22 protein-coding genes are annotated in these 23739 nt (G+C 70.8%); 6 read left to right on the top strand and 16 right to left on the bottom strand.

Annotated elements, in window-relative coordinates; genetic code table 11:
- Positions 1-23: 23 nt before the first annotated feature.
- Genes JI746_RS11480 through JI746_RS11460 form a run of 5 tightly spaced genes read right to left on the bottom strand, consistent with a single transcriptional unit; the run spans position 24 to position 4208 of the window.
- Positions 24-764 (bottom strand): GNAT family N-acetyltransferase, encoded by a 741-nt coding sequence (locus tag JI746_RS11480; RefSeq protein ID WP_201689595.1) that lies wholly within the window; start codon positions 762-764, stop codon positions 24-26.
- Positions 765-790: 26 nt separating this feature from the next.
- Positions 791-1717 (bottom strand): DUF5996 family protein, encoded by a 927-nt coding sequence (locus JI746_RS11475; RefSeq protein ID WP_201689594.1) that lies wholly within the window; start codon positions 1715-1717, stop codon positions 791-793.
- A gap of 16 nt (positions 1718-1733) precedes the next feature.
- On the bottom strand, positions 1734-3041 hold the full coding sequence (locus tag JI746_RS11470) for a sensor histidine kinase (protein ID WP_201689593.1): 1308 nt from the start codon (positions 3039-3041) through the stop codon (positions 1734-1736).
- The gene (locus JI746_RS11465; RefSeq protein ID WP_201689592.1) at positions 3034-3723 is read right to left on the bottom strand and encodes a response regulator transcription factor; all 690 of its coding nucleotides are present in this window, start codon (positions 3721-3723) and stop codon (positions 3034-3036) included. Before JI746_RS11465 ends, JI746_RS11470 begins: the two co-directional genes overlap by 8 nt.
- A 20-nt stretch (positions 3724-3743) precedes the next feature.
- A complete protein-coding gene (locus JI746_RS11460; RefSeq protein ID WP_201689591.1) occupies positions 3744-4208 on the bottom strand; it encodes a Spy/CpxP family protein refolding chaperone in 465 nt (154 codons plus the stop codon).
- 179 nt (positions 4209-4387) lie between these two features.
- Between JI746_RS11460 and JI746_RS11455 the strand changes: the two genes are divergently transcribed.
- Positions 4388-5599 (top strand): branched-chain amino acid ABC transporter substrate-binding protein, encoded by a 1212-nt coding sequence (locus JI746_RS11455; RefSeq protein WP_236599774.1) that lies wholly within the window; start codon positions 4388-4390, stop codon positions 5597-5599.
- Positions 5600-5605: 6 nt separating this feature from the next.
- Here the strand turns inward: JI746_RS11455 and JI746_RS11450 are convergent, their stop codons facing one another.
- Complete coding sequence (locus tag JI746_RS11450; RefSeq protein WP_236599773.1) at positions 5606-6424, bottom strand: substrate-binding domain-containing protein; 819 nt, start codon at positions 6422-6424, stop codon at positions 5606-5608.
- 133 nt (positions 6425-6557) lie between these two features.
- Here JI746_RS11450 and modA point away from each other — a divergent pair, with 133 nt between their 5' ends.
- On the top strand, positions 6558-7307 hold the full coding sequence (modA, locus tag JI746_RS11445) for a molybdate ABC transporter substrate-binding protein (protein ID WP_201689584.1): 750 nt from the start codon (positions 6558-6560) through the stop codon (positions 7305-7307).
- Here modA and JI746_RS11440 read toward each other — a convergent pair.
- Genes JI746_RS11440 through JI746_RS11430 form a run of 3 tightly spaced genes read right to left on the bottom strand, consistent with a single transcriptional unit; the run spans position 7295 to position 9596 of the window.
- The gene (locus JI746_RS11440; RefSeq protein ID WP_201689583.1) at positions 7295-8173 is read right to left on the bottom strand and encodes a Rossmann-like domain-containing protein; all 879 of its coding nucleotides are present in this window, start codon (positions 8171-8173) and stop codon (positions 7295-7297) included. The two genes, modA and JI746_RS11440, sit on opposite strands and share 13 nt — an antisense overlap.
- The gene (locus tag JI746_RS11435; RefSeq protein ID WP_201689581.1) at positions 8170-8868 is read right to left on the bottom strand and encodes an ABC transporter ATP-binding protein; all 699 of its coding nucleotides are present in this window, start codon (positions 8866-8868) and stop codon (positions 8170-8172) included. The genes JI746_RS11440 and JI746_RS11435 overlap by 4 nt, the downstream gene beginning before the upstream one ends.
- Positions 8868-9596, bottom strand: a complete 729-nt coding sequence (locus JI746_RS11430) for an ABC transporter permease (protein WP_201689579.1) — start codon at positions 9594-9596, stop codon at positions 8868-8870. The genes JI746_RS11435 and JI746_RS11430 overlap by 1 nt, the downstream gene beginning before the upstream one ends.
- A gap of 93 nt (positions 9597-9689) precedes the next feature.
- Here JI746_RS11430 and JI746_RS11425 point away from each other — a divergent pair, with 93 nt between their 5' ends.
- A complete protein-coding gene (locus JI746_RS11425) occupies positions 9690-10805 on the top strand; it encodes a substrate-binding domain-containing protein (protein WP_201689578.1) in 1116 nt (371 codons plus the stop codon).
- A gap of 90 nt (positions 10806-10895) precedes the next feature.
- Here the strand turns inward: JI746_RS11425 and JI746_RS11420 are convergent, their stop codons facing one another.
- Positions 10896-12143: an SUMF1/EgtB/PvdO family nonheme iron enzyme gene (locus tag JI746_RS11420; RefSeq protein ID WP_236599772.1), complete on the bottom strand. Its 1248-nt coding sequence runs from the start codon at positions 12141-12143 to the stop codon at positions 10896-10898.
- A 184-nt stretch (positions 12144-12327) separates the two neighbouring features.
- Here JI746_RS11420 and JI746_RS11415 point away from each other — a divergent pair, with 184 nt between their 5' ends.
- The 3 genes from JI746_RS11415 to JI746_RS11405 all read left to right on the top strand — a co-directional run bounded on the left by JI746_RS11415 (position 12328) and on the right by JI746_RS11405 (position 16054).
- The gene (locus JI746_RS11415; RefSeq protein ID WP_201689577.1) at positions 12328-12924 is read left to right on the top strand and encodes a TRAP transporter small permease subunit; all 597 of its coding nucleotides are present in this window, start codon (positions 12328-12330) and stop codon (positions 12922-12924) included.
- A gap of 27 nt (positions 12925-12951) precedes the next feature.
- Positions 12952-14739: a TRAP transporter large permease gene (locus JI746_RS11410; protein ID WP_201689576.1), complete on the top strand. Its 1788-nt coding sequence runs from the start codon at positions 12952-12954 to the stop codon at positions 14737-14739.
- A gap of 61 nt (positions 14740-14800) precedes the next feature.
- Complete coding sequence (locus JI746_RS11405) at positions 14801-16054, top strand: putative Na+/H+ antiporter (protein ID WP_201689575.1); 1254 nt, start codon at positions 14801-14803, stop codon at positions 16052-16054.
- 253 nt (positions 16055-16307) lie between these two features.
- Here JI746_RS11405 and JI746_RS11400 read toward each other — a convergent pair whose 3' ends face one another.
- The 6 genes from JI746_RS11400 to ybaL all read right to left on the bottom strand — a co-directional run bounded on the left by JI746_RS11400 (position 16308) and on the right by ybaL (position 23642).
- A complete protein-coding gene (locus JI746_RS11400) occupies positions 16308-17717 on the bottom strand; it encodes an enolase C-terminal domain-like protein (RefSeq protein WP_201689574.1) in 1410 nt (469 codons plus the stop codon).
- The gene (locus JI746_RS11395) at positions 17710-18561 is read right to left on the bottom strand and encodes a sugar phosphate isomerase/epimerase family protein (RefSeq protein ID WP_201689573.1); all 852 of its coding nucleotides are present in this window, start codon (positions 18559-18561) and stop codon (positions 17710-17712) included. The genes JI746_RS11400 and JI746_RS11395 overlap by 8 nt, the downstream gene beginning before the upstream one ends.
- Positions 18562-18571: 10 nt before the next feature.
- A complete protein-coding gene (locus tag JI746_RS11390; protein WP_201689571.1) occupies positions 18572-20107 on the bottom strand; it encodes a tripartite tricarboxylate transporter permease in 1536 nt (511 codons plus the stop codon).
- Positions 20108-20135: 28 nt separating this feature from the next.
- Positions 20136-20699, bottom strand: a complete 564-nt coding sequence (locus JI746_RS11385; protein ID WP_201689569.1) for a tripartite tricarboxylate transporter TctB family protein — start codon at positions 20697-20699, stop codon at positions 20136-20138.
- A 9-nt stretch (positions 20700-20708) separates the two neighbouring features.
- The gene (locus JI746_RS11380; protein ID WP_201689567.1) at positions 20709-21716 is read right to left on the bottom strand and encodes a Bug family tripartite tricarboxylate transporter substrate binding protein; all 1008 of its coding nucleotides are present in this window, start codon (positions 21714-21716) and stop codon (positions 20709-20711) included.
- Between the two features lie 240 nt (positions 21717-21956).
- On the bottom strand, positions 21957-23642 hold the full coding sequence (gene ybaL, locus JI746_RS11375; RefSeq protein WP_201689566.1) for a YbaL family putative K(+) efflux transporter: 1686 nt from the start codon (positions 23640-23642) through the stop codon (positions 21957-21959).
- Positions 23643-23739 lie beyond the last annotated feature (97 nt).

Raw genomic sequence — 23739 nt, 5'->3', positions numbered from 1 at the left:
GGTTCGCGCAGCTCACCGCCAGCCTACAGGGAACGCTTCCAGTAGGCATAGCCCCACGCCGTCGCGAAGCCGCGGCCGGCATAGAGCGAGCGCGCCGGCGCATTGCCCTCTTCCACCTGCAGGAAGCAGCGCTGCACCCCGCCTTCGCGGGCCCGCCGTGCCAGCGCCGAGAGCACCGCACCGGCCAGGCCGCGGCCACGGTACGCGGGCCGCGTGCGCATGCCGTGCACGCCGCACCAGCCCTCGTGCAGGCACGCCGCCCCGACGGCGACCGTGCGGCCCTGCGCGCGCACGCTGGCGAAGACGGAATCCGTGCCCCGGCGCAGGATCGCCAGCCGGCTCGCGCCATCCACCGGATCGAAGCCCTCGCCCAGGAACACCTGCTCCCACTCGGGCGCCGCCGTGGCCGCGAGTTCCACGTCGACCGGGTGCCCCGCGCTGCCGGCCAGGTCGCCCACGCGGCCGGTCTGCACCAGTGTCGGCTTGGAACGCAGGTAGCCGGCCGAAAGAAGCTGCGCGCGCAGCGCATCGAAGGCAGCCAGTTCCGGCACGCGCAGGACGGTTGCGAGGCCGTGGGCGGCATAGCGCTGCGCGATCGCCGCCAGCGCATCGGCGGCCGGCGCTTCATGGCGCAAGGGCGCGGCGCTGTGGCAGCGGCCCACCGTGCCTTCGTCGAAGGCGAGCAGCCAGCCGCCCCAGCTCTCCTGCGCGCGCGGCGGCACCGCGGCCAGGGTCGCGCGTTCGATGGCTTCGATCTCGTCCATGCGCCGCATTGTCGCGCCACGTGGATTCAGGCCGGCCGCCGCAGTCCGTACTCCAGCGCGCTGCGATGCCAGCGCCCGCAATCCGCCGCGGCCTCGTAGGTCGACTGCAGGAAGGCAAGCAGCGCCGCATCGGGGTCCGGCGCCTCGCGCACCACGTCGTAGGGCAGGATGAATTCGCGGATGGCCTCGCTGTAGAACGCGCCCGCCGGCTGCACGGGCGCCTGTGCGAAGCCTCCCGGCTCCGGATAGGCGTAGGAATAGAAGGCCGGGTAGCCCAGGCCGGTGCCGGCCCAGAAGCCGCAGCTGCTCACCTCGTGCGAGTAGGCGTCGCGCATCACCCAGTCGGCGACGTGCGGCGCGCCGCCCGGATGCGCCGGCGCCGTGCGGCCGGAAAAGCGCGTGACGGCCAGGTCCATGGCACCCCAGAAGAAATGCACCGGGCTGCACTTGCCGCGAAAGCGCGCCCGGAAGATGCGCAGCACGCGATCGGACTGCAGCAGGATGCGCCACCAGCGCCGCGCCGCCTCGCCGTCATACGGGCGCGGCTGCACGTCCTCGTCGAAGGGCAGCGCGCCGGCGATCTCGCAGGGCTGGGTGCGGATGTCGCAGGGAATCGCCAGCGACTGCAGCGCCTCGCACACGCGGGCATGGAACTGCGCCGTCGACTGGGCCTCCAGCGGCACGGCGGCCGACGCGCCATCGCTCACGCAGATCGCCAGCCGCTGCGCGAGGAAATCGAAGTCGGCCTGCCAGAAACGCTCGCCGCAGGGCAGCGGCCCGCTCGCGATGCCGCGCGCCGTGAGGCGCAGCGTGACGTGCCAGGAATGGTTGGTCCAGGGCATGCCGGCGAGCTGCAGCTTGCCGATGATCTGCAGCCAGCGGTGCAGCGCGGCATGGGTCTCCTCCCATTCGCCCAGGGGCAGCGGCGGCCAGGCCGGGTTCGAAGCGGTCATGCGAGTCTCCGTGCAATCAGTCGGTCCGTGGCAGCAGCACGTCGACGGCGAGCCCCGGCTGCACGTTGCGCAGCACGAGACGGCCGCCGTGGGCCTGCGCCACCAGCTTGCAAAGATACAGCCCCAGCCCCACTCCGCCCGTGGTGCGCTCGCGCGCCGCGTCGGGTCGGAAGAAGGGCTCGGCCAGGTGGGGCAGCACGCCCTCGTCGACGCCCGGCCCGAAGTCGCGCACCGTGAGGACCACGCCGCCCTCGTGCGCCGCCAGCCGCACTTGCGGCCGCTGCCCGGCCGCCCCGTGCCGCAGCGCGTTCTCGACGAGGTTGCGCGCGAGCAGGCGCATGCGCGCGCGGTCCAGCGGCAGCAGGGGCAGCGCCGGATCCGCCTCGAGATCGACGCCCGTGCCCAGCAGCACGTCGCGCAGCAAGGCAGCGAGGTCCGTCGGCTCGCGCTGCAGGGCCGAATGGCCCTGGCCGAGCCGTTCGCTTTCCAGCAGGTCGGTCACGAGCTCCGCCATCTCGTGCAGTTCGCGCAGCAGCGCCACGCGCCGGACGCCCGCCTCGCCCTGCTCCGGCAGCAGCTCGGTGTGCAGGCGCGCGCGCGTGAGCGGACTGCGCAGCTCGTGGCTGATGGCCAGCAGCAGCGCGCGCTTGGCCTCCAGCATCGCGTGGATGCTGGAGGCCATGGTGTTCACGTCGGCCGCCAGGTCGCCGAGCTCGTCGTGCCGCCGGATGGCGATCGGCTGGGCGAAGTCGCCGTGGCCAAAGCGTTGCGCGCCGGCGCGGATGTCCTCCAGCGGCCGCAGCAGCGCACGCACGGCGCGGTACGCGATCGCCGTCAGAACAAGCACAGCCGCCAGCGTGAACCAGCCGATGCGGCGCGGCCGCTCCTGCCAGGGCTGCAGGCTCAGGCCGAAGGTGATGCGGTGACCGTCGGCCGTGGTGCGCGCCAGCAGGCTGTCCTCGCGCTCGGCCCAGCCGGCATGCCGGGTCGCCCCGGGATGGCTGCGCCACTGGACGGAAGGGCCCTCGATGGCGATGGTCAGCGGCAGCCGCGCGGCCAGCGCCTGCGCCCGCTCCACGCTCGGCGGCGAGCCGATCTCCGCCGCCAGCCGGTCGACGTAGTCGCCCAGCAGCGGCCGCACGGCGCCGCGCCAGCCGGTGCCCAGCGCCGATTGCATGCCCAGGAGGAAAGCCGCGGTGATGCCGAGCGCCAGCAGCAGGAACAGCAGCACCAGCCGCGCCCGCAGCGAATGGCGCAGGCGCCGGTGCGCGCGGCGATGCCAGCCGCGTGCGGGCAGCGCCGGCAGCACGGCCGCCTCAGGCATGCGGGCTTGCCTCCGAGGGACGCAGTGCCAGCGCGTAACCCGCGTTGCGCAAGGTGCGGATCGGATCGAGCGGCTCCAGCTTGCGCCGCAGCCGGCTCACCAGGATGTCCACCGCGCGGGTGTAGAGATCGGCCTCGTGGCCGCGCAGCAGGTTGAGGATCTCGTCGCGGCCGAACACGCGTCCGGGTTGCCGCGCCAGCAGCAGGAGCAGCTCGAACTCCGTGCTGGTCAGCTCCACGCGCTCGTGCTGGCGGTCGACGGTGCGCGTCACCGGATCGATCACCATGCCCTCGAAACGCAGGCGGCCGTCGCCGGCGCGCGGGCCGCGCCGCCGCAACACCGTCTGCAGGCGGGCGACCAGTTCGCGCGGCTCGAAGGGCTTGGGCAGGTAGTCGTCGGCCCCGAGTTCCAGGCCGACGACGCGGTCCATCACCTCGCCACGCGCGGTGAGCATCACCATGGGGATGTCGCTTTCCGCCCGGATCGCGCGGCACAGCGCGAAGCCGTCCTGCTCGGGCAGCATCACGTCGAGGATCGCCGCGTCGAAGCGCTCCTGCCGCAGCAGCGCCAAGCCCGCGCTGGGACGCAGGGCCTGGACCAGCGCGAAGCCGAAGCGCTCGACGTAGGCGGCCAGCGGCTCGCCGAGCGCCTGGTCGTCGTCGATCAGCAGGATGCGCGGCATCGGTCCATTGTGCGCGGGCCTCAGCCCCGGCGCCACCAGCCGCGCCGGTGCTGCAGGAATTCGCGCACCCGCGCCTGCTGGCGCGCGTCGAGGCTGTCGTAGAAGTCGCCCAGGGCGGCGATCACTTCCGGGCTGCGCGTCTCGAGTGCGCTCGCCGCCTTCTGCAGCAGCGCCTGGGCACCGGCGCGGTCGAACTTGTCGCCGGCGACCAGGGCCTGGAACTGCGCGCGCGGGTCGGGCTGGCCGGCCAGGGCGGTGCGCTGCGCCTGCAGCTTTTCCACCAGCACCGCAAGCTTGTCCTTCTGCGCCTCGTCCAGTTCGAGGCGCGCGGCGACGCGGTCCACCACGTGGGCGCGGTGCCGCGCCTGGTCCTCCGCGCTGGCGCCCCAGGCGGCGTGATCGCGGTGGTGGCCGCAGCCGGCCAGCGCACCGAGGGTGAGGACGGCGAACAGGCCGGCGAGGCTCCGGCGGATCCAGGGTTTCATGCTTGCTCCTTTGCAGCGATGGGGACAGGGACCTGCACGATGCCTGCCGCGCGCACGCCGGTCATCGCCGGGCGGTCTCGTTTCTTTTCGTTTTGTTTCGTCCCGGTCCAGCGCGGCTGGCGCGCGTGCCGTCGACCGCGTGCCCGGTTCGTAAAATGGACTGGCCACCAAGGAAAGGCATGACGATGCTGCGCCCCCTGACCCTCACGTGCGCCCTCGGCCTGGCGCTGGCCGGCTGCGGGCGCAAGGAAGCGGAACCAGCGCCCTCCGCCGCGGCGCCGGCCAGCCCCGCAGCGTCCGCCACCGCTGGTGCCGTCCCGGGCGGCGCCGCCCAGGTCGTGCGCATCGGCCACGTCGGGCCGCTCTCCGGCCCGCAGGCGCACTACGGCAAGGACAACGAGAACGGCGTGCGCATGGCGATCGACGAACTCAATGCGCAGGGGCTCAGCATCGGCGGCAAGCCGGTGCGCTTCGCGCTGGTCGCCGAAGACGATGCGGGCGATCCGCGCCAGGGCACGGCCGCCGCGCAGAAGCTGTGCGACGAGAAGGTCGCGGGCGTGGTCGGCCACCTGAACTCGGGCACCAGCATCCCGGCCTCCCGCGTCTACAACGATTGCGGCATCCCGCACATCACGGCCTCGGCTTCGAACCCCGCGCTGACGCAGCCCGGCTACAAGACCACCTTCCGCCTGATCGCCAACGACAACGCGCTCGGCGCCGCGGTGGCCGGCTATGCGGCCGACACCCTCAAGCTGAAGAAGGTGGCCATCGTCGACGACCGCACGGCCTACGGGCAGGGCGTGGCGGAGGTGTTCCGCAAGACGGCCGAAGCGCGCGGCATGCAGGTGGTGGACCGGCAGTTCACCAACGACAAGGCGACCGACTTCAGCGCGATCCTCACCTCGATCAAATCGAAGAACCCGGACGCGATCTTCTACGGCGGGCTCGATCCGCAGGCCGGCCCGATGCTGCGGCAGATGGAGCAACTGGGCCTCGACAAGGTGCGCTTCCTAGGCGGCGACGGCATCTGCACCAGCGAGATCGCGAAGCTCTCGGGCAATGCGAAGACGCTGGACAACCTGGTCTGCGCCACCGGCGGCGCGTCGATCGAGCGCATGCCGGGCGGCAAGGCCTGGAAGCAGAAGTACGACCAGCGCTTCCCCGGCCAGTTCCAGGTCTACAGCCCTTACACCTACGACGCGACCTTCGTGCTGGTCGACGCGATGAAGCGCGCCAATTCCACCGACCCCAAGGTCTACACCCCGATGATCGCCAGCACCGACTACCAGGGCGTGACGGCGCACATCCAGTTCGAGCCGAACGGGGAGCTGAAGAACCCGGCGACCACCTTGTTCACGTACAAGGGCGGGCAGAAGGCGCCGCTGGATTAGGCTGCGCTAATTGTCCGTGCCTGAATTCGGGAAGAACAGCTGCTCGCCGTTGATGCGGTAGCTCGCGATCACCTGCTGCCCGGCCGGCGAGGTCACCCAGTCGATGAATTTCTGCGCTTGCGCCGCCTTCACGTGCGGGAATTTCTGCGGGCTCACGGTCATCACGCCGTACTGGTTGAACAGTCGCTTGTCACCCTCGACCAGGACCGCGAGGTCGCCGCGGTTCCCGAAACTGAGCCAGGTGCCGCGGTCGGCCAGCACGTAGGCGTTGCTGGAAGCGCCGATGTTCAGCGCCGGCCCCATGCCGCAGCCGCACTCCTTGTAGCCGCTGCCGCGGTTCGTGAGGCCCGCCTGCGCCCAGTAGCGTTTCTCGGCCGCGTCGGTGCCGCTCTTGTCGCCGCGCGAAACGAAGGGCGCGTTGGCCGCGGCGACCTTCTTCAGCGCCTGCGCGATGTCCTTGCCCCTCACGCCCGCGGGATCGGTCTTCGGGCCGACCAGGACGAAGTCGTTGTACATGACCGGGTAGCGGCGCGGCGCGAAGCCCTCGGCCACGTACTTCTCCTCGGCCGCGCGGTCGTGCACGAACAGCACGTCGGCGTCGCCGCGCCTGGCCATGTCGATCGCCTGCCCCGTGCCCACGGCCACCACCTTCACGGTGATGCCGGTCGCCTTGCTGAACTCCGGCAGCAGGTGCTTGAACAGGCCGGACTGCTCGGTCGACGTGGTCGACGCCATCACCATGGTGGACTGGGCATGCGCGAACCCGCAGGTGAAGGACAGAAGCACGACCGCGAAGGCACGGCGGGAAACCGGGATGGTGTTCATGGAGCGCATGCTAGCCCGCGGGACAGGGTGCGCGGACGGGGCCAATCACCTATGAATGCACCTGCATACGCGCTGGCGCGGGCGCCATGCACGCGCATCCGCAGGGCGAACGGCTTGCTGCTAGGCTGGCAGCATGAATCTGCTTTTCCAGGCAGCCGCGGCGATCCTGACAGCGTCGGCCACGGCGGCCGGCGCCGCGCAGGTGCAGGTCGCCGTTGCCGCGAACATGGCCGCGCCCATGCAGAAGATCGCAGCCGATTTCGCGCGCGCGAGCGGGCACGAAGCCGTGGTGGTGCTCGGTTCCACCGGCAAGTTCTACGCGCAGGTGCGCTCGGGCGCGCCCTTCGAAGTCCTGCTCGCGGCCGACGACGAGACACCGGCGCGCCTGGAGCGCGAAGGTTTCGGAGTCGGCGGCACACGCTTCACCTACGCCACGGGACGCCTGGTGCTGTGGAGCGCGGACGCCGCGCGGGTCGACCCCCAGGGGCAAGTGCTGCTGCGGCCGCCCGCGGGCAAGCTGGCCATCGCCGACGCCAAGCTGGCGCCCTATGGCGCCGCGGCGGTCCAGGCCCTGCAGAAGCTGGGGGTGCTCGCCGCCTGGCAGCCGCACCTCGTGCAGGGCGAGAACATCGGGCAGGCCTACCAGTTCGCGGCGACGGGTGCCGCGCCGCTGGCTTTCGTGGCGCTGGCGCAGGTGATGGCCGAAGGCAGGATCCCCAAGGGCTCGACGTGGCTCGTTCCCGCCAGGCTGCACGACCCGCTGAAGCAGGATGCTCTCGTGCTCACGCGCGGGCGTTCCAATCCCGCTGCGGCCGCTTTCCTGGCCTACCTGAAGAGCGATGCGGCCCGCGCCACGCTGCGCGGCTACGGCTACGAATTCTGAGAGTCGACCTCGCCCGCGCGGCGCGATGAGAGCGCGGCGGCCAGCAGGCGCTCCAGGCCGGGATAGGCCTGCGCCGTGATCGTGACCTTGCGCGCGGCATCGCCCCATTTCTCCCCCGCAGCGACCCGCGCGAGGAAAGCGTCGGCATCCGTCACCCAGGCGGTGCCCACTGCGCTCACGCCGGCAGCGAACAGCGCGTCCGGCGGGCAGCCGGCCGAAGGGCCGACGATCGCCACCGCCTCGGCATGGCGCCACGCGCCAGCCACCTCTTCGAAGGTGTCGTTCAGCAGCACCGTGCTGGTCGACACGATCTTGTTGCAGCCGGCCAGCCGGCCCGGATCGAGCGTCACGACGAGCCCCGGCTCTTCGCGCACGAGCTCCGGTTTGAGTTCCACGACGACCACCGGGATCCCGAGCGCCCGCGCCTGGCGGATCAGGGGCGAGAAGTGGCCCACCATGCCCAGGCGGTCGCCGGCCGCCAGCGCCAGCGAGCCGAAGGAATCGACGGAGTCGCCCGCTTCGAAGCCGGCGAGGCGGCAGAGGCGCCGCGTCAATGCGTTGATCGCGGCCAGCCCGAGGGCGCGGGCGGCGCCATCGTCGCTGGCGTAGCCCGCGACCAGCTCCGCCGCGGGCATGCCGGCCGCCAGCGCGCTGCGCGCGTGCAATGTGCGCAGCGTCCCATCCAGCAGCGTGAAGGACAGCCCCACGCTGCCGTCGTCCAGCTGCAAGGCGCAGAACTCGCCCTCCTTGCCGGGACGGTCCAGCAGCGGCGGCAGCACCAGCCGCTGCACGCGCGAGGAGCCCAGTGCGTCGTCGATGCGCCGCGCCGCATCGAGCAGCCAGCCGCGGGCGGAGCCGAACGTCATCCCAGTTCTCCCTTGACGAACAGTTCCGCTTCGCGCGAGGTCTGTCCCAGCGGGCCGTTGAAGAAGGTGTGCACCGGCAGGTCCGCCAGCACGCGGCCCTGCTCCATGTACACCACGCGGGTCGCGAGCCGCTTGACCTGGCCCAGGTTGTGGCTGGCGAAGACGAGCGTCATGCCCGAGGCCGCGAAGTCCGCCATCAGCGCCTCGACCTCGCGCTTGGCATGCGGGTCGAGGCTGGCGGTGGGCTCGTCGAGCAGCAGCACGTCGGGCCTGAGGCTCCAGGCACGCGCGAACACCAGGCGCTGCAGTTGCCCGCCCGAGAGCGTGCGCGCGTTGCGCAAGGCCAGCCCGCCGAGCCCGACGCGTCCCAGCGCGAGGCGGGCCTTCTCGCGGGCCTCGCGCCAGCGCGTGCCGCGCAGCCAGCTCGCCAGCGCCACGTTGAACAGCACCGAGGCACGCAGCGCGAACGGACGCTGGAACACCATGGCCTGGCGCAGGCGCACGTCGCGCACGATGGAGCCTGCCGATGGGCGCAGGATGCCTTCCAGCACGCGCAGCAGCGTGCTCTTGCCGCAGCCGTTGGCACCGATCAGGGCCACCCGCTCGCCCGGCGCGATGCGCAGGTCGACGCCGCGCAGGGCCTGCACGGCGCCGTAGTTCAGGTCGACGGCCTTGAGCTGTATCCACGCCGACATCAGGACGCCCCTGCCAGCACCACGCCTTCGGCGTGGGCGCCGCGCCAGCGGGTGACGAGCGCGATCGCGGCGTTCAGACCCAGCACCACCGCGAGCAGGATCAGGCCCAGGGCGAGCGCCAGCGGCAGGTCGCCCTTGCTCGTCTCCAGTGCGATCGCGGTGGTCATCACGCGGGTGAAGCCCTCGATGTTGCCGCCGACGATCATCACCGCGCCCACTTCGGAGATCGCGCGGCCGAAGCAGGCGAGCAGCACCGTGAGCAGCGCATAGCGTTCGTCGAAGGCGAGCAGCAGGCTGCGCAAGCCGACGCCGGCGCCGAGCGACTGCAACTGCTCGCCGTTGGCGCGCTCGGCATCCTCCACCACCTGGCGCGTCAGCGCCACGCACACCGGCAGCACCAGCAGCACCTGCGCCAGCACCATGGCCTTGAATGAGAACAGCCAGCCGAGGAAGCCGAACGGGCCGCTGCGCGAAAGCAGCAGGTAGACCACGAGCCCGACGACGACTGAAGGAACCGCGAGGAAGGTGTTGAGGACGGTGACGACCGCAGCGCGGGCCGGAAAGCGCGACACCGCGAGCCAGCCACCCAGCACCAGCCCGAAGACGCAGGCGAGCAGGCAGGCGAGGCCGCTGACGGCCAGGGAGCGTGTGACGATCGCGAACAGCGCCGCGTCGCCCCCCGCGACGAGCTGGAGGGCCCGCGCGAGGCTCTCCTGGAATGTGTTCATGGGCGGGGATCGTAAGGCCACGATGGCGCCGCCGCGCTTCGGTCTTGCGAGCTATGAAGGCGCGTGCATAGGACGCTCGTACATACTCGCGGCATGGACAAGGTGCAACTGCGCTACGACTTCGCCGCGCGGCGGCAGGACGCGTGGGTGCGCAATGCGCTGATGGACCTGCTGCATGCAGTGCAGGAACAGGGCTCCATCTCCGGCGCGGCCCGCGTGCTGGACCTCTCGTACCGCCACGTGTGGGGCGAGCTGCGGCGCTGGGAGGCGCAGCTCGCGCATCCGCTGATCGTGTGGGAGAAGGGCCAGCGGGCGCGGCTGGCGCCCTTCGGCCAGAAGCTGCTGTGGGCCGAGCGGCAGGCGCAGGCGCGGCTCGCGCCGCAGATCGAGGCCCTGCACGCGGAACTGGAGCGGGTCTTCGCCGTGGCCTTCGACGACGCGGCGCAGGTCCTGACGCTGTTCGCCAGCCATGACGACGGCCTGTCGCTGCTGCGCGGGTTCGCCGTGGAGCACGCGCGGCTGCACCTGGACGTGCGCTTTGGCGGCAGCGTCGACGCCATCACCGCGCTCAACGCGGGGCGCTGCACGCTGGCCGGCTTCCACAGCTCGCAGCAGCCGGGGCTGGGCAGCGTCACGCAGCGCAGCTACCAGCCGCTGCTGCAGACCGGCCTGCACAAGCTGATCGGGTTTGCCGAGCGCAGCCAGGGGCTGATGGTGGCGGCGGGCAATCCGCTGCACCTCTCATCGCTGGTCGACGTCGCACGGCAGCGCGCTCGCTTCGTCAACCGCGCCCTGGGCAGCGGCACGCGGCTGCTGTGCGAGGAGCTGCTCGCGCGCGACCAGCTGGCGCCATCGGAGCTTTGCGGCTTCGGGCGGGAGGAACCCTCGCACGCCGCGGTGGCGCAGGCCATCGCCTCCGGCAGCGCCGATGCGGGGCTGGGCATCGAGGCGACGGCCCGCGCGCGCGGGCTCGACTTCGTGCCGCTGCTGCAGGAGCGCTACTACCTGGTGTGCCTGAAGGATGCATTGGAGGAGCCGCCGATCGCGAGCCTGCGGCGCCTGCTGCAGACCGCGGAGTGGCAGCGCCAGCTGGGCGCGCTGCCAGGCTATGCGCCGTGGCGCAGCGGTGAGGTGCTGAGCCTGAGGGCGCAGTTGCCGTGGTGGGATCTGCCGCCGAAGAGGCGGGTGGTGGATCGCGCGGGGTCGTAGGCTGGCGGTGAGCCGCGAAGCGCGCAAACCCCAGCGTTCGGGCGTGCCCCCACCCCAACCCTCCCCCAGAGGGGGAGGGAGAAATTCGATTCAGAGCGCGCAGGTCCGGAAGCCCACGAACCCCTCGTCCCGCTCCGGCAACGCCCACCACCTGGCGCGCGGATGCTTCATGCGCGCCCGCGACGCGAACGACGCGCCGCGCTGCACCCGCGCGATGCCGAACACCGGCGGCGCATCCAGTTCCGCCGTGGCCGACCAAGGCGCGGGCGTGAAGCCGGCCCAGGGCCGAAGCGTTCCCGCCGTCCATTCGCGCACCTCGCCCCAGCGCAGGCCGCGCCGCGACGCCTGCAGCACCGCGATCTCCCATTCGGCCTCGGTCGGCAGGCGGCGCCCGGCCCAGCGCGCATACGCATCCGCTTCCCACCAGCTCACGTGCATCGCGACCTGGCTGCCGCCCATGCGGGTCGCCTTGCCGAACAGCGCCTGCAGCACCGCACCGCTGGCCACGCCGATCTGCTCCACGTAGCGCGGGCCGCGGCGGCCCTCGTCCTGCGCTTCCCGCTGCAGCCACTCCCAGCCGGGGGGCAGCCACAGCTCCTGCCGGTCGTAGCCGCCGTCGGCGATGAACTCCACGTACTGCGCCCAGGTGACGGGTTGCGCGTCGATCTCGAACTCGGGCACCAGCACGACTTCGTGCCCCTGCTCCACGTCGAGCGTGAAGCTCGCGTCGGACCAGCCGAGCGTCCAGCGCGTCGCCGGCAGCGCGATCGGCGGCCGCGTCACCGCGCCTTCGGGGAGCGCCAGCCCGAGCGGCACGCCCGCGGCCTGCGCCAGCACCGCCAGTTCCTCGCCGCACAGGTCCTCGTGGAACAGCGCCATGCGGAAGAAGTACAGCGCCTCGTCCTGGTCGGGCGTGTGCTCCAGGAGTTCGAGCGTGGTCTCCAGCGTATCGAGCAGGTAGGCGCGGGTGGCCTCGGGCCCGGGCAGTTCCAGCGACCAGCGCCCGGCGCGCGGCGCCAGCGCGGGATCGAACCAGCCATCGGCCTGCGGCTCCACGCTTGCCAGCCGCACGCCATCCGTCGGGCAGCGCGGCCCCAGGTTGCGCTGCGGATTGCGCCCGATCCAGTATTCGGCCAGCCACGCCGCATGCCCCGCGATCCACAGCGGCGGCGCGCCCTGGGGCAGCGGCCGCAGGCGCATCGTGGGCCCGAGGGCCTGCTCGAAGTGTGCCAGCAGCTGCAGGGTGTGGTTGCGCGCGTCCATCAGGGCGAGCGACAGGCGATCGCGGCCGGCACGCCGCATGTCGGGCGTGTCGATCAGGGCCAGGGCGCTGTCCATGGGTCGGGTATGGGCTGGCGTGCGCCGGCCGTCCAGCCCGTGCAAACACGGATGTCTGTATCCGTTTGCGTCACGAAGCTGTCAGGTTGGCCGAAGCCGCCTTCCTAGAATTTCCTTCTTACTCGACGACTCTACCTGACAATCCGGGGTTGGTTCGACCTGCGGAAACAACGACGGAGACAGCATGCGCGGACTCTTGAAACTCTCGGGGGCGATCGACTGGCTGAACGCCCAGGTCGGCAAGTGGGTGATCTGGCTGATCCTCGGCTCGACGCTGATCAGCGCCGTCAACGCGATGGTGCGCAAGGCCTTCAACGTCAGCTCCAACGCCTACCTCGAAGTGCAGTGGTACCTGTTCGCCGGCGCCTTCCTGCTCGCGTCCGGCTACACGCTGCTGCATGGCGAGCACGTGAAGATCGACGTGGTGTCCAGCCGGCTGTCCAAGCGCCAGCAGATCTGGATCGACGTGATCGGATTCGCGTTCTTCCTCACGCCGATGTGCCTCGCGGTGCTGTGGTTCGGCATCCCCTTCTTCCTCCAGGGCTTCCGCTCCGGTGAGGTCTCGTCCAATGCGGGCGGCCTGATCCGCTGGCCGGTGTACCTCCTGATGCCTACCGGCTTCGCGCTGCTGCTGCTGCAGGGGATCTCCGAATTCATCAAGCGCATCGCCTTCCTGCGCGGGCTGATCCCCGATCCGACGGAGAAGAAGGTCGCCAAGACAGCCGAAGAGGAACTGGCGGAGGAACTGCGCCGCCAGGCCGAAGCCCAGGGTCGCCTGTAAGCGGCCCGAACGAGGAGCACAACGACAATGACGCAGTTCATCGCACAGAACCTGGCCCCGATCATGTTCATGGGGCTGATCGTCTTCCTGCTGTTCGGATTCCCGGTGGCCTTCAGCCTCGGGGCCTGCGGCCTCTTCTTCGGCCTGGTGGGCATCGAGTTGGGCGTGCTGCCCGAGTCGCTGATGCAGGCCCTGCCCCTGCGCATCTTCGGCATCATGCAGAACGACACGCTGCTGGCCATCCCGTTCTTCACGCTCATGGGCCTGATCCTCGAGCGCAGCGGCATGGCCGAAGATCTGCTGGACACGATCGGCCAGCTGTTCGGCCCGGTGCGCGGCGGCCTGGCGCTGGCCGTGATCTTCGTGGGCGCACTGCTGGCGGCGACCACCGGCGTCGTCGCCGCCTCGGTGATCTCCATGGGCCTGATCTCGCTGCCCATCATGCTGCGCTACGGCTACGACCGCCGGCTCGCCACCGGCGTCATCGCCGCCTCCGGCACGCTGGCGCAGATCATCCCGCCCTCGCTGGTGCTGATCGTGCTGGCCGACCAGCTCGGTCGCAGCGTGGGGGACATGTACAAGGGCGCCTTCATCCCCGGCTTCCTGCTTACCGGCATCTACGCTTCGTACGTGATCGGCGCCGCGCTGTTCAAGCCCAAGTGGGCGCCCGCGCTGCCGCTGGAGGCCCGCTCGATCCGGGAGGACAACGGCGATGCCGGCCTGCCTTCGCTGCTGGTGCTGACGCTGATCTCCGCCGGCGTGGCGATCTACCTGGGCGAGAACTGGGCCCGCGTGGTCGGCTGGTGGACCGACGGCCGCGTGACCACGGCACCGACCGACGAGACCATCGTGGTCTCGCTGTGCGCCGGCGTGCTGCTCGCCTTCGTGATCGCGGTGATCAACAAGATCCTGCGCATCGGCCTGCTCTCGCGCATGGCCGAACGCGTGACCTTCGTGCTGATCCCGCCGCTGCTGCTGATCTTCCTGGTGCTGGGCACCATCTTCCTGGGCATCGCCACCCCGACCGAAGGCGGCGCCATGGGTGCGCTGGGCGCCTTCATCATGGCGGTCGCCCGTGGCCGCCTGTCCTTCTCGCTCCTGAAGCAGGCCCTCAACACCACGACCAAGCTGGCTTCCTTCGTCGTCTTCATCCTGATCGGCTCCACCTTCTTCAGCCTGGTGTTCCAGGGCGTGGACGGCCCGCGCTGGGTCGAGCACCTGCTCACCGGCCTGCCCGGCGGCCAGGTCGGCTTCCTGATCGTGGTGAACCTGCTGATCTTCTTCCTGGCCTTCTTCCTCGACTTCTTCGAGCTGTCGTTCATCGTGGTGCCGCTGATCGGCCCGGTGGCCGAGAAGCTGGGCATCGACCTGGTCTGGTTCGGCGTGCTGCTGGCCGTGAACATGCAGACTTCGTTCATGCACCCGCCGTTCGGCTTCGCGCTGTTCTACCTGCGCAGCGTGGCCCCGAACAAGGAGTACATGGACAAGCTCACGCGCAAGCCGATCGCCCCGGTCACCACCATGCAGATCTACTGGGGCGCGGTGCCCTTCGTGCTGATCCAGGTGCTGATGGTCGGCCTGATCATCGCGTTCCCCGGCATCGTCTCGCGCGACAAGCAGGAAACCATCGACCTGGACAAGGTGAAGATCGAGATGCCGACCGACGCGCCGGGCACCGATCCTTTCGCCCCTCCGCCGGATCTGGGCGCCGTGGCCCCCGGCGCGGCGGCCAGCGATCCGCTGGCGCCGCCGCCGCTCACCACCGGCGAGCAGCAGGACAAGGACATGCAGGACCTGTTCGGCGGCAAGAAGTAGGCGCCAGCGGCGCTACCATCCGGGGCCCGAAAGGGCCCCTTTTTCCTGGAGCCACCCAAGCTTGACTGCCATCGACGCCGTCGCCGCCTGCCTGTTCGCGGCCGCCCTGGTGCACACCTTCGCGGCGCACCAGTTCGAGCGCCTCGCGCACCGCTTTCCGCGCCACGAAGGGCTGTTCCACCTGCTCGGCGAAGTGGAGGTCGTGTTCGGCTTCTGGGCCCTCGTGCTGGTGCTCGCGATGGCCGCGCTCGCGGGCTGGAACGATGCCTTCGCGTACGTCGAGTCGCGCCAGTACACGGAGCCGCTGTTCGTGTTCGTGGTCATGGTCATCGCTGCGTCGCATCCGGTGATGGCGGCGCTGCAGGCCACGGTGCAGCGCGGCGCGCGTCTGCTGCCGGTGGAGACCGGCCTGGCCACCGTGTGGCTGTGCCTTGCGATCCTGCCCCTGCTCGGATCGCTGGTCACCGAACCGGCCGCGATGACGCTCGCCGCCTTGCTGCTGCGGCCCGGCGTGTTCCGCGCCGCCGTGCCGGAGCGCTGGAAGTACCTCGCGCTGGGCGTGCTGTTCGTCAACGTGTCGATCGGCGGCACGCTGACCTCCTACGCCGCGCCGCCGGTGCTGATGGTCGCCTCGGCCTGGGACTGGGATTCCGCCTTCATGGCCCGAACCTTCGGCTGGAAGGCGGCGCTCGCCGTGCTGGTGAATGCGACGGCCGCGTGCTGGCTGCTGCGACGGCACCTCGGCGCGGCGCCAGCGCAGGACGCTGCGTCGCAAGGGGGCGACGTGCCGGTGAGCGTGCGGCTGGTCCATCTCGCCTTCCTGGCCGGCGTGGTCGTCACGGCACACCACCCGGTGGTGTTCTTCGGCCTGTTCCTGTTCTTCCTCGGCTTCACCACGGCCTATGCGCGCTACCAGGAGCCGCTGCTGATCCGCGAGGCGCTGCTGGTGGCCTTCTTCCTGGCCGGCCTCGTGGTCCTCGGCGGAGTGCAGCAGTGGTGGCTGCAGCCGCTGGTCTCCTCGATGGACGCCACCACCCTCTTCTTCGGCGCGCTGGGGCTGACGGCCGTGACCGACAACGCCGCCCTCACCTATCTCGGCTCGCTGATCGAGGGCCTCTCGCCCGCGGCGCGCTATGCGCTGGTCGCGGGCGCGGTCGCCGGCGGTGGGCTCACCGTGATCGCGAACGCGCCGAATCCCGCCGGCGTGGCCCTGCTGCGCGATGGCTTCGAGGATCAGAGCATCGGCGCGCTGGGGCTGCTGCTCGGCGCGGCCGGGCCGACGCTGGTCGCGGCACTCGCGTTCCTGCTGCTCTAGGAGCCCTCCTGCAAGGGCATTCGGGCGCCGGTGCCAAGCTGCCCGGCATGAGGCGCATCCGGCAGTTGCTGCTCGGCCGAAGGCTCGCCAACCAGGGAGCCGCCGGAGGAAGCCTCCGCACCGCAGCGCGAACAGACGGCGTAGGCTGGCGGTGACCCGCGCAGCGCGGGAACCCCAGCGGTCAGCGAGCGCCGCGTAGCTGGGGTTCCCGGCGCGCGTTGCGCGCGGTCACCGCCAGCCTGCAAGGCCGCATTCACAGCGGCTGCATCGCGCCGAAATCCGGCGAGGCGCCGCTCGCGAAGCCGGTGCACGCCAGCGAGCCGATCGCGATCTCGCCGCCGCGGATGCGCAGCCGCACCGCCCCGTGGCTGTCCTCGTACAGGTCGGGGTGCGCCCGCAGGAAAGCCTCCTGCTCGGCGCGCGGCAGCGCCTTCATGCCGTCCACGTAGTGATGCCCGTTGCGCTCCACGTGCCGGATCCCCAGCAGGTTCACCAGCGCCAGGTCCTGCTGCACGGCCAGCCCGGCCTGGGTCGTCAGGTCCTCGGCGGACATGAAGTAGCGAGGCGCGCCCTCCTCCCGGTTCCATGCAACGCAGCGCGCCGCATTGAGCAGCGACTTGTAGAAGCCCTTGCAGGTCTTGGACGACACGCCGGCATAGCCGTGCGCCCGGGCCTGCACGAAGCTGTCGATCTCGCCGTCGGACTCGTCGATGATCACCGGCTTGCCCAGGTCCGTCGCGCGCAGGTCCACCTGCAGCGCCAGCTTGCGGGCGATCGGCTGCTCGATGAACAGGACGGATTGCCACAGGCGCTGCAGCTTCGCGTCGGCCTGCACCGCGCGCACCAGTTCCAGCACGCCCTCGGCGCTCTCGTACTGCTCGTTGCCGTCGAGGGAGGCGTAGTAGGGCCCGGTCGCGCGATCGAGCACCGCCGCGATCGCCTGCAGCCGATCGAGGTCGGCTTGCACGTTGCCGCCGACCTTCAGCTTGAAGTAGCGATGGCCGTAGGCCTGCACCACTTCCTCCAGCGTCTCCGGCAGGCCGTCGCCCACCCGCTCCTTCTGGTCGGCCCGCGTGATCGCGTCCACCAGGCCCACCGTGTGGCGGGCGTGGATCGTCGCCGCGGGCGCGAGGCCGCGCAGGAAGGCGTCGAAGGCGACGCCGGCGAAGGAGGGATGCGCAGCGCCCAGGCCCGGGACATTCGTGCGCATCGCTTCGTAGAACGACACGCCCAGCGCGCGGCACAGCGCATCGAGCACCGCACGGTCCACCAGCGCCGGCCCGTAGCTGGCGAGCAGCGGATTGAAGCCGGCGCCCGCGGCGGCTTGCGCATGCGCCGCGTGGTGGCGGGCGAAATGGCCGAAGGCGCTGGCCGGCGCGGCGTCGGACAGATAGGCGGACCGCGCCAGCGCCAGCACGCTGCGCAGCTGCGCGAAGTTGTCCTCGTTGGACAGCGCCAGGTTCTTGTCGAACCACTTGGGCGCCATCAGTTCGGCCGCCGCGCCCCAGGCACTGCGGCCGTCCGGCAACTCGATGCGCACCCGGGCGAAGGCCTGCGGCGATTCGGTCAGCGTGACCACGCCGAAGCGGAAGGGCATGCGCAGCTTCACGGGCCGCTCGTACAGCTCGATCGCGCGCAGCGCGAACACGGGGGCGTCACTCATGGGTCGCGATGCCTTGCAGCACGCCCTGCAGGTAGCCGATCGCGCGCGACGCGCAGCCCGGCCCGTCGGGCACGTAGTCGAAGGGCTCCACGGCCACGATGCCGGGGAAATGGCCCGCCGCTTCCATGCGCGCCAGCACGCGCAGGATGGGGCCGAAGTCCATCCCGCCCTGCCCCGGGCCGCGGCGGTTGGGGTCGTTCACCTGCACGTGGGCGATCACGCCGCGCGGCATCCACTGCGCCATGAGGCGGTCGACCGGCTCGCTTTCGGTCTGGCCGGCGGCACTGCAGTCGATCATGGTGCGCAGCCCCGGCGAGCCGATCTCGTCGACCATGCGCGCCGCCTCTTCGACGGTGTTGAACAGGTCGGTCTCGCGCCGCGACAGCGGCTCCAGGCAGTAGGTCACGCCGTGACGCGCGGCGGCCTCGCCGGCCGCTTGCAGGCATGCGCGGGCGCGCTCCCAGCCCTGCTCGCGGGTGCTGCCCTCCGGCACGCTGCGCTGCTTCGGCGAGCCGTGCACCAGGTAGCTGCCCCCCATCAGCGCGCACAGTTCGACCAGCCGCGTCATGACCTGCGTCGTGCGCTGCCGCAGGCCGGCATCGGCGCTGACGATCGACAGCCCGGCCGGCGCGACCAGCAGCCAGTGCAGGCCGAAGATGTGCAACCCGTGGTCCTGCGCGATGCCGGCGAACTCGCGCGCCTGCGCATCGGTGATCGCCATCGGATCCTCGGCCAGCGTGAACGGGGCGACCTCCAGCCCGTCGTAGCCGAGCGCCGCGGCGAGCCGGCACTGCTCGCCGAAAGGCAATGGCTGCAGCACCTCGTTGCAGAGAGCGAATCGCATCGCGGCTTCCTCAGGCGCGGCGCGCGAACATGCCGCGCAGCGCATCCACGAGCGCCGTGCGCACGCCCACCACGGCCCGCTTGAACGGCGGCACGTACAGCAGGATGGTGAAGATCGTGACGGCGGCGAAGGCCATCGCGATCGGGCGGGTGAAGAAGGGGCCGATGCTGCCGTCCGACAGCACCAGGCCGCGGCGCAGGCTCTTGTCCAGGAGCGGGCCGAGCACGAGGCCCAGCACCAGCGGCGCCATCTCGTAGCCGCGGCGGCGCAGGAAGTAGGCACCGACGCCGATGAACAGCATGGCGTAGATGTCGAACAGGCGCGAGGCCGTGGCGAAGGCGCCCACCGTGCAGAGCAGGAACACGATCGGCATCAGGATGCCGCGCCGCACCTTCAGGATGTGCAGCAGCGGCCGCACGCCGAACAGGCCGAACAGCAGGATCGTGATCGAGGCCAGCGTGGTCATCGCGACCACGTGGTAGATGAACTGCGGATGCTGGATCATCAGCATGGGGCCGGGCTGCACGCCGTGGATGATCATCGCCGCCATCAGCACCGCCGAAGGCGCCGAGCCGGGGATGCCCAGCGCCAGGCAGGGAATGATGTGGCCCGGGATCGACGACATGTCGCCCGTCTCGGCGGCCATCAGGCCGTCGATGGAGCCCTTGCCGAACTGCTCCTTCTCCTTGCTCACGGCCTTCGCCGCCGCATACGACATCCAGGCGCCGGCGTCCTCGCCGACGCCGGGCAGCAGCCCGGTCATCACGCCGATCACGCCCGAGCGCAGCACCGTCCACTTGTACTTGATGACCTCGCGCCAGCGCGGAAGCACCGAGTCCTTCAGGTCGACGATCTTGCGCTCGATGGGATCGGCCAGCGTGGTCAGCACCTCGGCGAGGCCGAAGGCGCCCACCAGCGCCGGGATCAGCGCGATGCCGCCGGAGAGTTCATCCCAGCCGAAGGTGAAGCGGTCGAAGGCATACAGGCTCTCCTGCCCCACCTGCGCCAGGAACAGGCCCAGCAGGCCCATCAGCCAGCCCTTGAGCGCGTCGCCACCGACGATGCTGCCGGAGATCGTGACGCCGAACAGCGCCAGCCAGAAGAACTCGAAGGCGCCGAACTGCAGCGCGACTTCCGACAGCGCCGGCGTGAACAGCGCCAGGCACAGCACCCCGATCAGCGTGCTGACGAAGGCGCCGGAAGTGGCGATGCCGATCGCGCGGCCGGCCTGTCCCTGCAGCGCCAGCGCGTGGCCGTCGGCACAGGAGGCGGCGTTGGCCGCGGTGCCGGGAATGTTCAGCAGGATGGCCGTGCGCGAGCCGCCATAGAGTGCGCCGACGTAGGAGCAGATCAGGACCAGGATCGCGTCGTTGGCCTGGAGCTTGATCGTGAGCGTGGTGAGCAGGGCGATGGCCAGCGTGGCCGACAGCCCCGGCAGGATGCCCATGACGATGCCCACGAAAGCCCCGCCCAGCCCATAGAGGAGCGTGAGCGGGTTCATGAAACTCAGGTAGGCGGACCCGAGGTCCTGCAGTCCTTGCAGCATGGAAGGCGTGGGCGAAAGGCGGAAAGCGTCAGGGAAGGCGGACCAGGAACACGCGCTCGAACACCAGCCAGGTGATCACCGAGGCGACGACGGCGATCACGAAGGCCTTGGCCCAGGCGCGCGCGGTCAGCCGGCGTTCGGCGGGGTCTTCCGCCATGCGCTGGAAGATCAGGATCGAGGCCGTCACGTACAGGGTGGAGGCGAGCCAGAACGGGATGCCGTGGCCCACCAGCACGATGCCGTAGCCGCAGCACAGCGCCACCGCGATGGCGACGCGCTTGCGCTCCTCGCGCTGGTGCGCCGTGGCCGGCGGCAGCCGCGTGGCGAGCGCGCCGCGGCGCCAGCTGCGCACGGCCATGATCGCGCCCAGCAGGATCATCGCGATGCCCAGCAGGCCGGGCAGCAGCCCCGGCACGGTGACCGGGTTGATGTTCTGCTGCTCCAGCCGGTCCATCGTGAGGGAGCCGACCAGCACCGCGAGGCCGAACACGATCCAGCCGACCGCGTCCTTCAGGTCGGAACGCGGCGACGCGGCCTCTTCATCGGTCCCCCTCGCGACGGAGTGCTCGGGAACCAGCGCGGGATCGGTCATCGCGGCGGATTACGGCTTGGGGATGCCCACGGTGTCGGGCGCCACCTTGGTCTTGCCGCTGGCATGCAGGTTCCAGACGTTGGTCTGCACGGCCGGGAACACGGCCTTCTGCGCGGCCTCGCCGGACAGCGGGTTGAACAGCGCGCCGCGGCTGACGGCGTACTTCTTCATCGCTTCGCTCTTGGCGATGTTCTGGGTCCAGATGCGCTCGACGGTCTTCACGACTTCGTCCGGCACGCCGTGCGGGATGAAGATGCCGAAGTAGTTGGCCGGCGCGGTGAAGCCGGGCACCGTCGCCGACAGCGGCGGGATGGTGCCGTAGCCTTCCAGCTCCAGCGGCTTGTCGCTCACGGCGGCCAGCGGGCGCAGGCGCTTGCCGCGGATCATGTCGGCCTGCTCCACCGCCAGCTGCGTGGTCAGGTCGGCCTCGCCGGCGACGGTGGCCACGACGGCGGGGTTGCCGCCGTCATAGGACACTTCCTTGTACTTCACGCCGGTGGCCTTGACGATCTGGTCCATGGCGTTGTGCGCGGCGGAGGTCACGCCGGCGGTGGCCACGCTGATCTGGCCCGGGCGCTTCTTCATGTCGTCCAGCAGTTCCTTGGCGGTCTTCCAGGGGCGCGACGGGTTGACGCCGATCACCTGGATGTTGGCCACGCTCAGGAACAGGTGCCAGTCCTTGATGCTGGTGTTGACGGAGCCCAGGGCCTGGTAGGCGCCCAGGTCCTGCGCGGCGCCGGCCGTCCAGGTGTAGCCGTCCTTGGCCGCATCGAGCGCGCTCTTGGTGCCGATGGCGCCGGACGCGCCGGGCTGGTTGACGATGACGATCGTCTGGCCCAGCGCCTTCTCCATTTCGGCGGCGGCGACGCGGGTGACCTGGTCGGTCGAGCCGCCGGCCGCCCACGGCACGATCAGGTTGATCGGGCGGGTGGGCTTCCAGTTCTGGGCGGCCGCGGGAAAGGCGGCGACTAGCACCGCCGTGGCAGCAACGGCCTGGAGGAAGAAGCGCTTCTGCATGGTCTGGGTCTCCGGATTAATTCTCTAAACGGTTAATTAAGCACTTTAAGGCGCTGGTGGGATGCTGTCAACGCGGCTTGCGCGGCTTGCGTAGGCTGGCGGTGACGCGCGCAAGCGCCGGAACCCCAGCGCTGCTGCATCGCTGGGGTTCGCGCGCTGGCGCGGCTCACCGCCAGCCTACGAAAGCGGCCCCGCCTTGCTCCGGACCGATTCACCAACCGGTGAATTGCGCCCGCAACCTCATGCATGGCACCTCTCCAGCACGTGGCGCGTCATCGCGCGGGCGAGTTCGTGCTCGCCGACGAAGACGCTGCCGGTGAGTTCCTGCTCCAGCCGCCGCGCCTCCTCCTCGTTGTGCGAACGCACGGCCAGCTCGATCGGCGGATTCAGCAGGCGCGCATGGGTCGCCATCTGGCGCACGCCCAGCGTGTCGGGCGTGGCGATCACCAGCATGCGGGCGCGCGCCACGTGGGCCTGGACCAGCACCTCCGGCAGCGCGGCGTCGCCGAACACGGCCGGCACGCCGCTGGCCCGCAGTTCCTCCACGAGCGCGCGGTTCTGCTCCACCACCACGAAGGGGACGTGGTGCGCCAGCAGCGCCTCGGCCAGCTTGCGGCCCACGCGCCCGTAGCCCACCAGCACGACCTGCTGCGACAGGTACTTGGGGTCCGTGCTCATGGGCAGCTCCGCCAGCGGGTCGTCGCGGGCCGCCAGGTCGCGGGCCAGTTGCGAGCGCGCCAGCAGCCAGCGCTGCACCGGCTCGATGGCGCGGAACACCAGCGGGTTCAGCGCGATGGAGATCAGCGCGCCGGCCACCACCAGGCTCTGCGCCTGCGCCGGCACGACGCCGAGGGTGCCGCCCAGGCCGATCAGGATGAACGAGAACTCGCCGATCTGCGCCAGGCTCGCCGAGACCGTCAGCGCGGTATGCAGCGGGTAGCGCAGCAGCAGCACCAGCAGGGCCGCCGCGATCGACTTGCCCAGCACGATCACGCCGACCACGGCCAGCACGCGGAAGGGCGCGTCGAGCAGGATGCGCGGGTCGAACAGCATGCCCACGGAGACGAAGAACAGCACCGCGAAGGCGTCGCGCAGCGGCAGCGTCTCCTCCGCCGCCCGGTGGCTGAACTGCGATTCGCGCAGCACCATGCCGGCGAAGAACGCGCCCAGCGCGAAGGACACGCCGAACAGCTTGGTGGCGCCATAGGCGATGCTCACCGCAGCCGCCACGACGCACAGCGTGAACAGCTCGCGCGAGCCGAGCTTCTGCACCTGCCACAGCAGCCAGGGGAACACGCGCCGTCCCACCACCAGCATCAGCGCGACGAAGAACGCGACCTGCAGCAGCGTCCAGCCGATGTCGCGCGCCACGTCCTGCGGCGTCGACGTTGCCGAGCCCGCGAGCGCCGCGGCGACCGGGGGCAGCAGCACCAGCACGACCACCATGGCGAGGTCCTCGACCACCAGCCAGCCGACGGCGATGCGGCCATTGAAGGTATCGAGCTGGCCCAGGCTTTCCAGTGCCCGCAGCAGCACCACGGTGCTCGCCACCGACAGCGCGATGCCGAACACCACGGCCGCCGCCAGGCCCCAGCCCCACAGGCTGGCCACGGCGACGCCCATCGCGGTGGCGGCTGCGATCTGCACGATCGCGCCCGGCACCGCGATGCGCCGCACGGCCAGCAGGTCGCCGAGGGAGAAATGCAGGCCGACGCCGAACATCAGCAGCATCACGCCGATCTCGGCCAGCTCCGAGGCGAGCTTCGTGTCGGCCACGAAACCCGGCGTGAAGGGCCCGAGCACCACACCGGCCAGCAGGTAGCCGACCAGCGCCGGCAGCCGCAGGCGCGCGGCCACGAAGCCGAGCACCAGCGCGAGCCCGAGGCCGGCGGCGATGGTGGTGATGAGGGGAAGGTTGTGGTCCATGGCTACATGATGCCGGATGAGCGGATGACGAAATGACGAAGGCCCGCTCGCGCGGGCCTTCCTGAGCTCGCTGCGCATCGATGACCTGTCATTGCAG

Source organism: Ramlibacter alkalitolerans (assembly GCF_016722765.1).
In the GTDB taxonomy this organism is placed as follows: Bacteria; Pseudomonadota; Gammaproteobacteria; order Burkholderiales; family Burkholderiaceae_C; genus Ramlibacter; species Ramlibacter alkalitolerans.
The sequence above is the reverse complement of the archived record's forward strand: the minus strand, read 5'-3'. Positions and strand labels throughout refer to the sequence as shown.